The sequence below is a fragment of the Aeromonas popoffii genome, assembly GCF_000820025.1.
GTDB classification, from domain to species: Bacteria; Pseudomonadota; Gammaproteobacteria; order Enterobacterales; family Aeromonadaceae; genus Aeromonas; species Aeromonas popoffii.
Window position 1 is genome coordinate 1 of record NZ_CDBI01000057.1, and the last position, 15,772, is coordinate 15,772.

11 protein-coding genes and 2 pseudogenes are annotated in these 15,772 nt (G+C 59.7%); 10 read left to right on the top strand and 3 right to left on the bottom strand.

From position 1 onward, the window contains the following. Nucleotides 1-125: 125 nt before the first annotated feature. Both mngB and mngA read right to left on the bottom strand, forming a co-directional pair. Nucleotides 126-2,780: a mannosylglycerate hydrolase gene (gene mngB, locus BN1129_RS11585; RefSeq protein WP_042036667.1), complete on the bottom strand. Its 2,655-nt coding sequence runs from the start codon at nt 2,778-2,780 to the stop codon at nt 126-128. An 86-nt stretch (nt 2,781-2,866) separates the two neighbouring features. Beyond that, nucleotides 2,867-4,813 (bottom strand): PTS 2-O-a-mannosyl-D-glycerate transporter subunit IIABC, encoded by a 1,947-nt coding sequence (mngA, locus tag BN1129_RS11590; protein WP_042036670.1) that lies wholly within the window; start codon nt 4,811-4,813, stop codon nt 2,867-2,869. 247 nt (nt 4,814-5,060) lie between these two features. Between mngA and BN1129_RS11595 the strand changes: the two genes are divergently transcribed. The 3 genes and pseudogenes from BN1129_RS11595 (at nt 5,061) to BN1129_RS11600 (ending at nt 7,993) form a co-directional block, all read left to right on the top strand. Then, complete coding sequence (locus BN1129_RS11595) at nt 5,061-5,777, top strand: GntR family transcriptional regulator (protein WP_042036673.1); 717 nt, start codon at nt 5,061-5,063, stop codon at nt 5,775-5,777. A gap of 137 nt (nt 5,778-5,914) precedes the next feature. Next, nucleotides 5,915-6,283 (top strand): annotated as a pseudogene (locus tag BN1129_RS22525) (AcvB/VirJ family lysyl-phosphatidylglycerol hydrolase); the annotation flags it as partial. Nucleotides 6,284-6,439: 156 nt separating this feature from the next. After that, nucleotides 6,440-7,993, top strand: coding sequence for a methyl-accepting chemotaxis protein (locus BN1129_RS11600; RefSeq protein ID WP_042036674.1), 1,554 nt, complete (start codon nt 6,440-6,442; stop codon nt 7,991-7,993). 146 nt (nt 7,994-8,139) lie between these two features. On the opposite strand, the pseudogene BN1129_RS24225 reads toward BN1129_RS11600, so the two are convergent. Beyond that, nucleotides 8,140-8,554, bottom strand: a pseudogene (locus BN1129_RS24225) (ABC transporter substrate-binding protein); the annotation flags it as partial. A gap of 217 nt (nt 8,555-8,771) precedes the next feature. Here BN1129_RS24225 and BN1129_RS11605 point away from each other — a divergent pair. The 7 genes from BN1129_RS11605 to copM all read left to right on the top strand — a co-directional run bounded on the left by BN1129_RS11605 (nt 8,772) and on the right by copM (nt 15,253). Next, entirely contained in the window at nt 8,772-9,431 is a 660-nt protein-coding gene (locus BN1129_RS11605; RefSeq protein ID WP_042036676.1) for a TIGR01621 family pseudouridine synthase, read from the top strand. Next, nucleotides 9,428-10,096 carry an HAD family hydrolase gene (locus BN1129_RS11610; RefSeq protein ID WP_042036678.1) on the top strand — a complete coding sequence of 223 codons (669 nt, stop codon included), beginning with the start codon at nt 9,428-9,430 and terminating at the stop codon, nt 10,094-10,096. Before BN1129_RS11605 ends, BN1129_RS11610 begins: the two co-directional genes overlap by 4 nt. 261 nt (nt 10,097-10,357) lie before the next feature. Next, nucleotides 10,358-11,455 carry a 4-hydroxyphenylpyruvate dioxygenase gene (gene hppD / locus BN1129_RS11615; RefSeq protein ID WP_042036679.1) on the top strand — a complete coding sequence of 366 codons (1,098 nt, stop codon included), beginning with the start codon at nt 10,358-10,360 and terminating at the stop codon, nt 11,453-11,455. Between the two features lie 50 nt (nt 11,456-11,505). Then, nucleotides 11,506-12,663, top strand: coding sequence for a homogentisate 1,2-dioxygenase (locus tag BN1129_RS11620; RefSeq protein WP_042036680.1), 1,158 nt, complete (start codon nt 11,506-11,508; stop codon nt 12,661-12,663). An 8-nt stretch (nt 12,664-12,671) separates the two neighbouring features. Continuing rightward, a complete protein-coding gene (locus BN1129_RS11625) occupies nt 12,672-13,670 on the top strand; it encodes a fumarylacetoacetate hydrolase family protein (RefSeq protein WP_042036681.1) in 999 nt (332 codons plus the stop codon). A gap of 73 nt (nt 13,671-13,743) precedes the next feature. Then, a complete protein-coding gene (gene maiA, locus BN1129_RS11630) occupies nt 13,744-14,382 on the top strand; it encodes a maleylacetoacetate isomerase (protein ID WP_042036682.1) in 639 nt (212 codons plus the stop codon). 511 nt (nt 14,383-14,893) lie between these two features. Continuing rightward, nucleotides 14,894-15,253, top strand: a complete 360-nt coding sequence (gene copM, locus BN1129_RS11635) for a CopM family metallochaperone (protein ID WP_042036684.1) — start codon at nt 14,894-14,896, stop codon at nt 15,251-15,253. The last annotated feature ends 519 nt before the right edge of the window (nt 15,254-15,772 follow it).

A 15,772-nucleotide genomic window follows, 5' to 3' on the forward strand; every position in this document is an offset into this window, starting at 1 on the left:
TATTAGGATCAGTTATTTAGGAATGTAAACCAATTGAGTGCTGATGACTTCGAAAACGAAGAAAGGGCCAATGCGCCCTTTCTTCTCTTCATCTGCTTGATATATCTCGGTAGCGATAGGTTTTCTTATTTTTTGTTCACTATGAAGCGCACGCTGCGGGAGTGGCACGGCGCCAGCTCTCCAAACTCGCCAGCAGCCAGCTCAAGGGGCAGGGGCTGCTCGTCCATCCGCACCGCTTGCCAGTCGCTCAAGGTGTGCTGGCTGGTCACTTTGCCACCCTCCTGCACCGCCTGTTCGCTCGGGTTGTAGACCCGGATCACCAGCGCCTCTTCATCTTCGGCCTTTTTCAGGGCGCTCAGCACCGGGCCGGACGGATCCATGGTGAGCAGACTGAAGTGGAGCGGGGTGGTGAAGCTCGCCTTGTTGAGCTTCATGGCATCGAACGGGATCTTGTTGTAGCAGCGCACCGGAGTGAGGTAGCTGCGCGCCGCCTGCATCACGTTGGCGCTGATGTGATCGCCAGCAAACGCCAGCAGGCTGAAACGACAGCTAAGCTTGCCGCGCACCTGGGAGTCAGGGGTGGGCAGCTTGATACCGGAGGGGCGACCCGGGCGCAGCAGCAGCTCCTCTTTACCGAGTACACCGACCCCGCGCAGCAGGGTGAGTGCCAGGGTGTCACACTGCTCGCCAATCACTTCAAACTCGCGCAGACCATCGCTCAACACCGCCAGCCCCTGCTTGCCATCTTGCAGGGCGACGAAGTTCATCAGCTGCCAGACCGGAATGGGAGCCTCTTTCCACCCTTCTGCCTCCCAGTCGGCCATGGCGCTGTCGCGGGTGGGGCGGGTGATGCAGCCAAACTGGTTGTCGGAGACAACGGTGTCGCTCGGGAAGGGGGTGGGGATCAGCACCCGCACCCGGTGATCATCGGCCTGATTGTCGAGCTCCAGCTCGATATCGATGCGCGGGCTCTGGTGCGCCAGCGTGATGTGGCAGGTGACATCGAGGTGGCCGCTGTACTGGCGGTTGGCCCGCTCGGCGAGGTTGGCAGGCAAGGCCATGCGCAATTTGAGGGTCGCGATGCTCTGCCATGCCTGATGGGTGACTTCGCGGGTCACCGCAAACTCGGTGGAGTAGCGCAGCCACTCCTCGCGCGATGGCGAGTAGTCATATTCGTCGCCATCATCGGAGCCCTCTTCCAGCGTGAGCACCTGATCGAACGTGGTGCCGCGCAGCTTGTCCAGGATCTGCAAGGTGCCGTTGTTATTGAGGGCGATGCGGTAAAAATCGTTCTCCAGCAGATCGCCGCGGGTGGTCACCGGTTGCTCCAGTCCCGGCTGGTTGCCCTCGATATGCAGGGTGCAATAGCCCATGGACGGCAGGGGATGGCAGAGTTGGATGTCGTACTCCATAAAGGGGTCGTAGTTGCCGTAGTGAACGATCTGTCTGTCCACCAGACCCGGGTCAATCTCCCGCTTGGCGCGGATGAAATAGGGGACCGGCTGGCCCGCTTCATCGCGCAGGGCAAAGGATTGGGCGCGAATGCGGATGCTGGTGTTGATCACCTCCTGACGGGGGAAGGGCATCAGGTTGAACAGGCAGAGCTTGTCGGCCACCTGCACGCCGTCTTCACAGAGCGCCACCGGCATGTTGTCGACAATCTTGCGCATGTAGAAGCGGATCAGGTTCTCGGCCATGTCGTCGGCCAGAATGAAGCGGGTCATCACCTCCTGATGCACCTTGTCGCTGCAGCAGCAGCCGATGCTGTCATGGGCGTGGTTCTTCATGATCTCCTTCCACATCTTCTCAAGCAGCCCGTGGTGGTACTCAAAGCCGAGCGCCCAGGCGATGCTCGCCAGCGGTTCGAGGATGTTGACGATCTTGTTCTCGATGGCGGCGTGGGCCAGCTTGATGTCCATCCGGGTGGAGGAGATGGTGCGGTGTACCCGCATGTATTTGCCGTCGTTGAACTCCCCCTTGAGGGTGGCCAGTTGGTCGCGGCACGCCTCGATGCGCTCGAAGACCTGCTCGAAGCGGCTCATGTGGAATTCTCGCTGGGGATAGATCTCGCGCAGCTTGTCGATGATGGCGAAGATGTTCTGTTGCAGCGGCATCTGGTCGTGGCCGTTGGGCAGCAGGATATCCTGGGTGACCGAGGCCTTCTCCAGCACCTTGAAGTAGGATTCGAGCCGCTTGCGCAGGCCCGCTTCATCTTCCGGCAGGTACTTGCCGATGGCGTAGCCAAGCGGCAGCACCTGGGCGGTCACCTCGCTGCCATCGTTGCTCTGCCAGAGGAACTCGGTCTTGTCGGTGCCGTGGCGCTCGGAGCAGCCGCGCCAGAACATGGCCCGATCGATCCCGAAGCCGTTGAAGATGTGGGGCAGTTGGGAAGACATGCCGAACGAGTCGGGCAGGTAACCGATCTTCATCGGCTCGCCAAGGCTAAGGCAGTCGCGCATCCCGTAGAGCAGGTTGCGCAGGATGGACTCGCCGCTCACCTGCATGGTGTCGGTCTGGGTGTACCAGGGGCCGATGATGAGCTTGCCCGCTTCCACCAGCGCCTTCACCCGGGCTTTGTTCTCGGGCTGGATGGCGAAGTAATCCTCCAGCACGGCGGTCTGGCCGTCGAGCACATAGAACTTGTAGTCAGGGTCGGATTCAAGACGCGCCAGGATCTCCGCCATGTTGTTGATCAGCAGGATGCGGGACTCCTCGGTGGTGAAGTACCACTCCCGATCCCAGTGCATGTGCGGCGTGATGTGAACTCGTGAAACTGTCATGACAATGATCCTTTGCTGACGCACGGCGGCCCTTGCCTGCCGTGCGGAAAAATAGTCTGTTGAAAATGCGGTTGTGAAGATGAGCCTTACTCTGCGGCGACCACCTGATAGGTGCCGCGTTGCATGGCGTGACGGCGCCAGCCGATCAGCACCAGAGTGGAGATAAGGGTGCCCACCAGCGCCGCACCGAGCCAGACGGCGGCAGCCATCAGGGCGCCGTGGCCGCCATCGTGGAGCAGGAAGAGGGAGAAGATGCCGGCCCCCGGGGTGGAGAGACCAATCCCCATGGCCCCTACCATGGCGCCGGTGACGACCGAGCCCGCGAGGAAAGATCCGATCACCCGGATCGGGTCTTCGATGGCCATCGGAATGGCACCCTCGGTGATCCCCGCCAGCCCCAGCAGCCAGGTCGATTTGCCGGTCTCGATCTCGAAGGTCTGGAACAGTCGCGGCGCCAGCAGGGTGGAGGCGGTGACGGTAAAGGCCGAAACCATCTTGACCGCGCCGAAGATGGCGTAGGGGCCGTAGACCCCGTTGGCCATGGCGCCGAGGCAGAAGGCGTAGGCCGCCTTGTTGACCGGGCCACCCAGGTCAAACGAGCACATAAAGCCGAGCAGGGCGCCCAGTACCAGCACATTGGTGCCGGAGAGGCCGTTGAGCCACTCGGTGAGGCTGTTGTTGAGCCAGGCCACCGGCTGGCCGATGACAAACAGCATCAGGCTGCCTGCCACCAGGGTGCCGATCACCGGATAGAGGTAAAACGTGAGAAAGCCGTTGAAGTTGGGGCCGAGGCGCACATGCTGCTTGACCCAGCGCATCAGGTAACCGGCGATAAGGCCGCCGACCACCCCGCCGAGAAAACCGGAGCCAATCATGTTGGCGGCCAGTCCCGCCGCAAAGCCCGGGCCCAGCGCCGGTTTGTCTGCCAGCGAATAGGCGGTATAGGCCGCCAGCACCGGCACCATCAGGGTGCCCAGCATGCCACCGCCAAGTTTTCGGTACATCCAGAGCCAGGAGTTCTCGGTATCAAACAGATGTTGCAGACCGAAGATCTGGGCCAGCAGCACAGAGACGGCGAGCACGGTGCCGCCCGCCACGATCAGCGGCACGGCAAAGGAGATACCGCTCAGCAGCGCCTGCTTGAGCTCGGTCTTGAGGCTCACCTTCTTGCCGCTTGGGGCATCGCTCTGGCTGGTGTTGGGTTTCGGGGCGGTGCGCCCGGCCTTGGCGGCCTCCAGCGCGTCATTCAGGATCCGCTCGGCATGGCGGATGGGCTCGGCCACTGGCGTCTCGATACGGGGGATGCCGGCGAAACGCTCCTGCTCCTTGATGGCCACCTCGGCGGCGAAGATGCAGGCAACCGCAGCATCGAGCGCTTCTTGCGGCAGGCGATCCTCAATGCCGTTGGCACCCTGCTTCTCGACCACTACCCGAATGCCCAGCTTGCGCCCCGCTTTTTCCAGATACTCGGCGGCCATATAGGTGTGGGCGATCCCCGCCGGGCAGGCGGTGACACAGACCACAGCGGGTTGATTTGTATCTAATTTGTCTTCTTTTTGCGGTTGTTTGCCGCTATCTCCTTCACCACCGAGCAGTGCCATCAGCTGCTCGGCACTCTGGGCCGCCAGCACCGCCTCGCGGGTATCGTCATCCACCAGGGCGGTGGTGAGGGTGGTGAGCAGTTGCATATGGGTGGAGCCCGCCTGATCGGTCGGGATCGCCAGCATGAAGATCAGGTTGACCGGCTCGGGGCCATCGATCCCCTCCCAGCCCAGCTCCTCGTTCAGGGTAGCGACGGCAAAGGCCGCTTCGCGCACCGCATCGCACTTGCCGTGGGGCACTGCCAACCCTTCGCCAAGGGCGGTGGGGCCCTGCGCCTCGCGGGCCATGACAGCAGCCAGAAAGGCGGCCTTGTCGTGCAGCTTGCCGGCCTGATCGAGCCGATCAGCCAGGGCATGAATGGCCGCATCCCGATCGGCAAACCGGGTTTGCAACGTGATGAGATGGGGGCCGGTAAGACTGGTCAGATTCATGATGATCCTCTGTCAGGTTGGCTTGCCAGCAAGCCGTCATGGTGAAAGTGACAGCGATGCTAACAAACCGGTCGACTGATTTTTGTGATTGGTATCATACAATCTATTATTTGTATTGTTTTTGTATTGTTTTGTCGAGGTGACTTGTTAGGTCAAATAAGGCCAAGCCGTTTTGTCTGCCGGGCAACTGGGGTAGAATGGCGCCTCTTCTATTTATCATGGCGCAGAGCCGACGAGGTGGCCTTTCGTGTCGAAAAAACCCATGTATCGCCAGATAGCCGACACCATCCAGCAGTGGATTGCGCAAGGTGAGCTGGCTCCCGGCGATGCCCTGCCCACCGAAGCCGAGCTGCGCGAGCAGTTCGGGGTGAGCCGGGTGACGGTGCGTCAGGCCCTCAAGCAGTTGACCGAACTCAGCGTCATCGAGAGCATTCAGGGTAGTGGCAGCTACGTGCGGCAGGAGAAGGTGAACTACGACATCTATCAGCTCACCAGCCTCTATGAGAAGGTGACCGATCCGGCGGCCGAGACCCACAGCGACATTCTCGCTTTCGAGGTGCTCAAGGCGAACCGCGAGCTGGCCGAGCGGCTCAATCTGCTGGAAGGGGCGCTGGTCTATTACGTCAAGCGGGTGCGCTTTATTCGCCAGATCGCGGTGACGCTGGAGGAGACCTGGATGCCGCTCGCCCTCTTCCCCGATCTCAGCTATGCGGTGATGCAGGGATCCAAGTATCACTACATCGAAGAGGTGAAGCAGCTGGTGATCGACCGCAGCGAGCAGGAGATCATTCCGGTGCTCCCCTCGGCGCAGGTGGTGGAGGCGCTCGGTATCGATCCCGCCAAGCCCATTATCGAGAAGGTCTCCCGCGGTTTCCTGCAAGATGGCACTGTGTTCGAGTTCAGTCGCAACTTCTTCAAGAGCGATGACTACAAGTTCACCCTGGTGGCTCGCCGCAGCAAATAGGCAAATATACTCGGTGAGTCAACCAATTTTTGGGAATGGCGGGATCGTGATGGGGGATCCCATCGGCCAGCCTGAACTTATCGAGGAGCTGCTGTGGCAGTGTCGAACCCGACTACCTCAGCCTGAGCCCAGCGGCGCTGGTGGGGTTCTCCTTCGGTGCCGAGATAGTGCCCTTCGTTCTTCATCGGTTGCCCGAGCCCTACCGCAAGAGCCTGATAGGGGCTGTGATGCTCTCCCCCCTCGATTGCCTCCGATTTCGAGATCCATGTCAGCGATATAGTTGTGCCTGACAAGGCGGGCAGTTACCCCACCCAGCCAGAGGTCAATGTCATCCGCACCCTGCCCATGCTCTGTATACAGGGAGCGGATGACGACTCTCCGGTGCGGCTCTGCCCCGGCTGCAGCAGTCCAACCTGACCACAGTGACCCTGCCGGGATCGCACCATTTCGAGGATGAGTATCCGGTGCTGTTCAAGGCCATCACCTGTCACCTCTCCTTGCCTTGATGGTCGGACCTGATGGGGGCGGTAGCTCACATTCGGCCAGGCTTCCTGCTAAATGTTGTTTAGGTATCCCTTGTCACACTCTGCTCATGCTGCCCTTTACAGGGTCTGACCACTTCCCGACACTTTGTTGAGTAATGACTCAGAATGGAGTGCGACATGCGTGAACAAAAGGCCCATCTTGTTGATCAGGAAGTCGATTTCCCTGCCGATACACAGCTGGTTTCCACCACGGATCTGCAGGGTGTGATCACCTACGCCAACGATCATTTCTGCCGGGTGGCCGGCTACAGCCGCACCGAACTGGTGGGCCAGCACCACAACATGGTGCGCCACCCTGACATGCCCAAGGCCGCGTTTGCCGATCTGTGGGGCAAGCTCAAGCAGGGCCAGCCGTGGCGCGGCATGGTGAAGAACCGCTGCCAGGATGGCCGCTACTACTGGGTGGATGCCTATGTCACCCCCCTCTTCGAGCAGGGCAAGGTCAATGGTTACCAGTCGGTGCGCTGCCGCGCCGATCCGCAGATGAAGCACCTTGCCGCCCGCACCTATGCCCGTCTGCGCGCTGCCGAACAAGGGGGTCGCCAGCCCCATCTCTCCCTGTCATGGTTGCGCCACGGGGTCGCCGGGGCCGGGCTGCTGGCGCTGGCCTGGCTGGGGGCTATGCAGCTTGGTGTCTCGGCGCCACTCTATATGGCGCTGCCGCTGGTGCTGCTGGGCCTGCTCTATCGACACGAGCTCATCACCACCCCGCGCTACCTGCAGCAGCTGGCCAAGGAGTATGACAGCCTGACCCGACTCATCTATTCGGGGCAGGAACCGAGTGCCATCGCCGATTTTCACATCAAGCTGCTGCAGGCCCGCATCCGGACCGTGCTGGGGCGGGTGGATGATGCCACCCACGCCCTGCAAGATCTGGCGGTGCACCTGAAAAGTGCCTCCAGCGAGGCCAGTTCTGACATTGCCGAGCAGGATGCACAGACCCAGCAGATGGCGGCGGCCATCACGCAGATGGCGAGCACGGCGCAGGAGATAGCCCGCAACATCCAGGACACCAACAACCAGATCGCCCAGGCCAAGACCCATTGCCAGCACACGGATCGGCAGCTCATCGACACGGAGCGCAAGATCACCGAGCTGGCGACGGAGGCGGAACACGCCTTTGTCTCGGCGGTGGCGCTGGCCAGTGAATCGGATCGCATCGGGGTCTTGATGGGGGAGATCCAGGGCATAGCGGATCAGACCAACCTGTTGGCGCTCAACGCCGCCATCGAAGCGGCCAGGGCGGGCGAGCAGGGGCGGGGTTTTGCGGTGGTGGCGGACGAGGTGCGCACCCTGTCGACCCGTACCCACAGGGCGACCGAGCAGATCCAGAGCAGCATCAGCCAGATCCAGCGTACCCTGAATGGCTGGAAGGGGATGATGCAGAACAACCTGCAACAGACCCAGGCCTGCGTGGAGATGACCCGGCAGGGCTCCGGTAGCCTGCATCAGGTGCTGGCCGAAATCGAGCTGGTGATGGACTTCTCGGCCCAGATCTCGGCGGCGGCGGAGCAGCAACGGGCGGTGGTCGAGGACATCAGCCAGAACGTCAACCTTATCTCCCAGCACTCCCATGCTAACAGCAACAAGATGCAGGATGTGGACGAGTCGAGCGAGATCCTGCTGACCAAGGCCAGACAACTCCAGTCGCTGGGGCAGACCTTTGGCTGATCCTGACTGTTCCATTGATGCAGATAGCCACAAGGCCACCCCGCGGGGTGGCCTTGTGGCGTGAGAGCGCGTCTGATGTCCTCAGTCAGGGATGGACCCTTGGCCGGCATTAGCGGGGGCCAGCTCGCTCCCCTTGTCGGTGTACAGGGCTCGTTGCTGAGATAGGCGTTGAAGATATCGGCCCGGCCCTTGCTGAGATCCTCGATATTGACCGAGGTCTGGAGCTGGGTGAAATGGGGCTCGCTTGGGGTTTAGTGGTGAAGGGGTGCCCGCAACGTGGCACCTTGATGGGTGGAAAACATCATGATCCGTTTGCCACGCATGGCATCAATGGTGAGAATGCCGCTGGCACGGCGGCCAGGAAGAGGGACGGGGAGTGTTGAAAGAGGCAGGCGATCGCCAGTCAGGGTATGCCTGGGCAGAGGAGGTCAACAGCGCTGTGTTGCCCACGTCAACGTCGGTACGACCGCTTTGCCGCTCCTCCACCAGGCTTATCCTTGCCACCGGCCTTATCTCCGCGTCCAGTCCGGCTCTGGCATAGCAGCTCTTGGCCCTGACCATGTGATAGCCCACCAATTGGGGTCAGCGCAGCTGGAGCAGCACAGGTTCCGGCGGGGATCTGCTGGCCCGCAGGGGAATGGCGTAACTGATGCCCATCAGGAGCAACCAAAGCACGCATCTCTTTATCCGTGCGAGTCTTGTTCTGAGTGTTCCATGGGGGGCGACCCCTTGAGAGGGTCATATTCTTGTAATGAAGCACATTCTAAAGGGTTTTTTGATGTACCGGATACTAGCGCAGCACAACGAGTTCATGGTGATCAACAAGGGGCCCGGCCTTGGCATGCATGACGAGACCGATGAGTCCGGCCTGGTCAATCCGGGTCTGGTCAGCCGGGTCAAGGCCGACACCGGGTTTGTCCTCTATCCCGTCCATCGGCTCGACAAAATGACCTCAGGGCTGGTGTTGCTGGCGCGCACCACGGCGGCGAACCGGGCGCTCAGCATGGCGTTTGCGGATCGGCAGGTGAGCAAGCAGTATCTGGCCCTCTCCGATCGCAAGCCCAAGAAGAAGCAGGGCTGGGTCAAGGGGGATATGCAAAAAGGGCGTGGTGGCAGCTGGATGCTGGCGCGCAGCCTGGACAACCCCGCCATCAGCTGGTTTGACTCAGTGCCGGTGCGCGAGGGGTTGCGGCTCTACCGCATCAAGCCCCAGACCGGCAAGACCCATCAGATCCGGGTTGCCCTTAAAAGCATAGGGGCGCCCATTCTGGGGGATGAGCGCTATGGCGGCACGGCGGCCGAACGCGGCTACCTGCACGCCTGGCGCTTGAGTTTCACCCTGGCAGATGAGGCGTTTGATTTTATTTGCCCCCCTGATGAGGGGGAGATGTTTCTCCTGCCCGAGCTCAATGCCGCCATCGCGGGCTTGAGCGAATGAGCGGTGCTCAGGCGGTGCCGGAGAGCCGGGTGCCGGCCAGCGGCTGGATCCTGGCGGATTTTGACGACACTCTGGCCCCGGGCGACAGCCACGCCGGCCTGCTGCGTTACATACTGAGTCGCCGTCTCTGGCCGTTGTTGTTGCTGCCGGTGATCGCGCTGGGCGGCCTGGTGTACCTTGTACCCAGCCAGCGCAGGCGGGGGATTTCGCTTATCTGGTGGGCCATCACCCTGGGGCTTTCGCCCCTTGGCTGGCGCAAGCTGGTGCGGGCCTATTGCCGTATCCGGCCAGGCCTGTTTCGCGAGGCGCGCACCTTGCTGGCGGACGTGCACGAGCGCTGCTGGGTGATCTCCGCCAGCCCTCGTGCTCTGGTACGAGGCCAGCTCTATCAGCAACTGCCCGGCAAGCTGCCCCATCGTACCTTGGGCTCCCGGATGCACTACCGCTACGGCGGTCTGATACCGCGTTTTTACTGCCACGGTCGGCACAAGATACTGCCCGAGATCCGCGCCCTCACTGTGACGCTGGCCTTGAGCGACAGCCTGCACGATCTGCCGCTACTGGCGCAGGGCGCACAGGCCTGGCTCATCAATCCCACCCCGGGGCGCCTGCAAACAGCACGGGCTCACTTGCCCCACATAGTGCTCAAACAGTGGCGGCTGTAAGGGAAAGCTGACAGCCCGTCGGTTCGCCGTGAGGCGATCCGCAAGGCTGCGGCATCAATGTCACAATCTATTTACATCTTTTGGCGATGGAGTCGGGGAAACTATCTGGAACCCGCCTCTTCTCTTCTGCTACGCACCTGCTTCTAATGAAACAAGTTGTTAACAATGGATCGATTGACGGAGTGGCCGGCCTGGCTGTGCGTCGCTGCGTTAACCCGTTTTAACCACTTTCAGTCATCAGCCAACAGCAAGGAGCGCCTCATGACGACCATTTCCTCTTCCCGTTCCCACACCATCAATCCCCTCGGCACCGATGGTTTCGAATTCGTCGAATACACGGCACCGGATGCCAAAGGCATTGCCGCCCTCAAGACGTTGTTTGTCTCGCTGGGGTTCGCCGAGGTGGCAGAGCACAAGCACAAGCAGTGCTGGCTCTACCGTCAGGGTGACATCAACTTCGTGATCAACGCCGAGCCCCACTCCCAGGCGGAGCAGTTCGCCAACCTGCACGGGCCGAGCGTCTGCGGCATGGCATTTCGGGTGGCGGATGCGGGCAAGGCCCAGCAGTTCGCCATCGCCAAGGGTTCCAAGCCCTTCGTCGGCAAGATAGGGCCCATGGAGCTCAATATCCCTGCCATCTACGGCATCGGCGAGAGCACACTCTCGTTTGTTGATCGCTACGGTGACAAGGGCTCCATCTATGACGTGGATTTTGTCTTCTACCCCGATTGGCAGGCGCGCATGGCCGAGGTGGACGCGGGGCTTTACGAGATCGATCACCTGACCCACAACGTCCAGCGCGGCAACATGGATGTCTGGTCCAACTTCTATGAGCGGATCGGCAACTTCCGGGAAATTCGCTATTTCGACATCGAAGGCAAGCTGACTGGCCTGCATTCTCGTGCCATGACGGCACCCTGCGGCAAAATTCGCATCCCCATCAACGAATCCTCCGATGACAAGTCCCAGATCGAGGAGTACCTGCGCCAGTACAAGGGGGAGGGGATCCAGCACATAGCCCTGGCCTCCAGCGACATCTACCAGACCATACGCACCCTGCGTGGCCGTGGTACCGGTTTTATGCCGACCCCGGATACCTACTACGAGAAGGTCAACAGCCGGGTCGAGGGCCATCAGGAAGATCTGGAGGCGCTGAAAGCGCTGCGGATCCTGATCGACGGCTCACCGACGAAAGATGGCATCCTGTTGCAGATCTTCACCGACACCGTCATCGGCCCCGTGTTCTTCGAGATCATCCAGCGCAAGGGCAATGAAGGGTTTGGCGAGGGCAACTTCCAGGCACTGTTCGAATCCATTGAACTGGATCAGATCCGCCGCGGGGTACTCAATGATGCGTAACGGGATCCGACTTCATCGAGCCCAGCCCCATTCATGCGAGGTACTTGGCGATGCGTAACTGGATAAGCTTTCCCCATCGGGAGGGGACCCACTCCCGGCAGGCTCATGCCGATCTGCCCGAGCAGGCCATCTACGAGCGTGAACTGGGGCGGGCCGGTTTCTTCGGCCCCGCGACCCACATGCACCACAAGCACGCCCCCACCGACTGGAGCAACTGGGAGGGGCCGCTGCGGCCACGGCTGTTCGACCTTAATGCCCTTGACGAGGAGGTCAATTCTCTCTCCCCCTGGGTGATGCCGGATATCCTCAGCAATCCTCACTGCCGCTATCGGATGTGGCGGCTGGCACAAAAGATGCCGTTTCTGGTGCGCAACGCCGACGGCGACGAGCTGCTGTTTATCCACGAGGGGGGCGGTGACTTCTTCTGCGATTACGGCCACCTGACCCTGCGGGATGGCGACTATGTGGTGATCCCCCGTGGCACCATGTGGCGCATCGAACCCAGCTCGCCCATGTTCATCCTGATGATAGAGGCGACCAACGACAGCTATCAGCTGCCCGACAAGGGGCTGGTGGGCAATCACGCCATCTTTGATCCGGCGGCGCTGGATGTGCCCGCCATCAATGAGGCCTTTTTAGCCCAGCAGGATGAAAATCCCTGGTCACTGCAGGTCAAGCGCCACGATAAGGTGTCGGTCATCACCTGGCCCTTCAATCCGCTGGATGCGCTGGGCTGGCACGGGGACTTGTGCGTGGTCCGCCTCAACTGGCGCGATATTCGCCCGCTGATGAGCCACCGCTACCACTTGCCACCCTCGGCCCACTCCACCTTTGTGGCGAGCCGGTTTGTGATCTGCACCTTCGTGCCGCGCCCCATAGAGAGCGACCCCGGCGCCCTCAAGGTGCCCTTCTATCACAGCAATGACGACTACGACGAGGTGCTCTTCTACCACGCCGGTGACTTCTTCAGCCGGGACAATATCGAGCGGGGCATGGTCACCTTCCATCCTGCCGGCTTTACCCACGGCCCCCATCCCAAGGCGTTTGCGGCGGGGCAGGCCTATGCCAAGAAATTCACCGACGAGGTGGCCGTGATGCTGGATACCCGCGATGCGCTCAATGTTGGCAGCCTGTGCGAGGGGATAGAAAACCCGCGTTACGTCAGCAGCTGGCGGCGTCCGGACCCCATGACTGCCACCGGCAAATAAGGATTTTTATGAAACTTGCAACCTTGAACAATGGCAAACGGGATGGCGCCCTGGTCGTCGTCAGCCGGGATTTGACCCGTGCGGTGCGGGTGGCGTCCATCGCCACCACCCTGCAAGGGGCGCTGGATGAGTGGGCGCAAACCGCCCCCCGCCTTGCCGCCGTCTATCAGGCCCTCAACGATGGCACCTGTGCCGATACCTTCCCGTTCGATGAGCGTGAGTGCCTCTCGCCCTTGCCCCGCGCTTACCAGTGGGCCGACGGCAGCGCCTATGTCAACCATGTGGAGCTGGTGCGCAAGGCCCGCGGCGCCGAGATGCCCGAGAGCTTCTGGCATGACCCCCTGATCTACCAGGGCGGCTCGGATTGCTTCCTGGCCCCCCGTGGCCCTATCGTCATGGGCTCCGAGGCCTGGGGTATCGATTTTGAGTCGGAGGTGGCCATCATCACCGACGATGTGCCCATGGGGACGAGCCCGCAGGCGGCGGCTGCCCACGTCAAGCTGCTGATGCTGGTGAACGACGTGAGTCTGCGCAACCTCATCCCCGGCGAGCTGGCCAAGGGCTTTGGCTTCTTCCAGTCCAAACCCTCCAGCGCCTTCTCGCCGGTGGCCATCACCCCCGATGAGCTGGGCAGCGACTGGCAGGAGGGCAAGGTGCATCTGCCGCTGGAAACCCATCTCAATGGTGTCCTGTTCGGTGCGCCCAATGCCGGGGTGGACATGACATTCAACTTCTATGAGCTGGTCGCCCACGCCGCCAAAACCCGGCCACTCGGTGCGGGCTGCATCATAGGCTCGGGGACCGTCTCCAACTATGACCGCAGTGCCGGGTCCTCCTGCCTCGCCGAACTGCGCATGTTGGAAATTATCGAGTCAGGTCAAGCCACTACACCCTTTATGCGCTTTGGTGATACAGTGTCCATCGCGATGCAGGATCGCAATGGGATGAGTCTGTTTGGCACCATTTTGCAAAAAGTCACGCAACAGGATGTCAACCAGATGACGTGAAGGAGCCAGTGTGGGCGCAAGGCCGACTGGTGAACGGCAGGTACCCTTGCACCTGCCAACACAGGGACAGATTATGTTGCAGTTGTTTGGATATTGGCGTTCATCGGCAAGCTATCGGGTGCGGATCGTGATGCAGCTCAAGGGGCTCGATTACGAGCATCACCCAGTCAACCTGCGGCAGGGCGAGCAGCGCGAGAAAGCCTATTCTCGCATCAACCCTCAGGGGCTGGTGCCCTTTCTCATCGACGGGGATGTGCAGTTCGGTCAGTCGGTTGCCATCATGGAGTACCTCGACGAAACCTACCCCGCCTATCCCCTGATGCCCTCGGCCGCCCAGGCGCGAGCCAGGGTGCGCCAGATAGTGAACATGATCGCCTGCGACACGCACCCGCTCGACAACCTGCGGGTGCTCAACTATCTGGAGCAGGAGCTGGGGCTGGGCAAGGCGCAGCGTGATACCTGGTATCGTCACTGGATTGACGAGACCTTCACCGCCCTCGAACAGTTGTTGATGACCACGGCTGGCGTCTATTGCGTTGGCAATGAAGTGACCCTGGCGGACTGCATGCTGGTACCCCAGGTCTACAACGCCCGCCGCTACGACATGACCCTGGATGAGTACCCCACCATTGCCCGTATCGTCGCCAACTGCGAGCAGCTGCAGGCCTTTATCAAAGCCGCGCCAGAGCAGCAGCCGGATGCGCAAGTTTGATATTGTGCATGCAGCTTGGGCTGCGTAACACCAGTCCAAACTGCACCTGCCATCTGTTGACCGATCCCCCTCGACTCACCTTATTGCGTCCCGTTACATCCATACCGGCGAAAGCCAGGCAGACTGCTTGATCGCTGGCGGTAGTCACTCACTGCCGGTAGTGGTGGACGGTCAAATGGTGTTCCTAGCCACCGGTTGACTGACAGGTCGATTGGAATGTTTGCGAGCAACGCGAGGGCCTTGGCGCTCTGGCAACAATTGTACGTGACGATCGTCTATTGATCCCAAAGCAGCATCTGGCAAAGTCTGCATGACCTCTACTTTTGAATGCCCCTAAAAATGGGGGGATTACCCCCTCATGACATTGCGTATTTTACCAATCTGAGCGTAGATAACATCTATACTCTGAATAATTCGAGTTTCTTGTAGGCCAAAGTCCAACAGTCAGGTAACTTGAAGTGAGATAAGTAAATACTTGTCAGCGAACTAATCTACTTTAAGAGGTCGTAAAATGAACAAGAAAATATTGATACTGACCGCCCTGTTAATGTCTCCTGTTGCTGTTTTTGCGGTTGACCAAACCATGCCGATGGGCGATCACCATTCCATGTCTCCAGCTTCTCAAGAGTTGATGTCCGGTATGAAAAGTATGCATAACGACATGATGGCAGGAGTTATGTCCTCTGATCCAGATGTTGCCTTTGCAAAAGGGATGATTGCCCACCATCAAGGTGCCATTCAAATGTCTGAAACGCAGCTTAAATTTGGTAAGGATCCTGAAATGCGAAAGCTGGCAGAAGATATTATCAAAGCCCAGCAACCAGAAATCGACCAGATGCAAAAATGGGTTAAAAACCATGAAAAACCATAGTGACGTTTGCGCAAATTGTTGCAAGCAATAGTTTTTCAGTACCGCACCTTCTGGTTATCAACGAGCACGGTTTTTTTACACAACTGTCGAAGTAGCGGAAGGTGCGAACCTGTGATACAAATTATATTCCCACCGATTTAAGATTTTCTTTGCAACCTATTTCTTTGCAACCTAAAAATTCACGTGTTTTGGCTATCGAAATTATACTATCGACAGTAGCTTCGCTACATCTGGTTACAACTCTCCTTTAGGTGAAATATGTCGATATAACGTCTGTCGGGTAATATTAAGTTCTTGGCAAATATTGTTAACCTTGGTCTCTGGTTGTCCCATTGCTGCCATGGTAAGTCGCAGTTTAGCCGCCGTCCTTTTAAAGGGTCTTCCCCCGTTTGCTTTGTGAGCATCGTGAATTTTTTCTGAGAGTTTTCCCAGTTCCTCAGATCGGAAAAAGTAAACTGTTCTGACAGATATTGCGCCATTTTAAAAGTTATTACTTTACCTTTATCTGTTGTTTGCAGT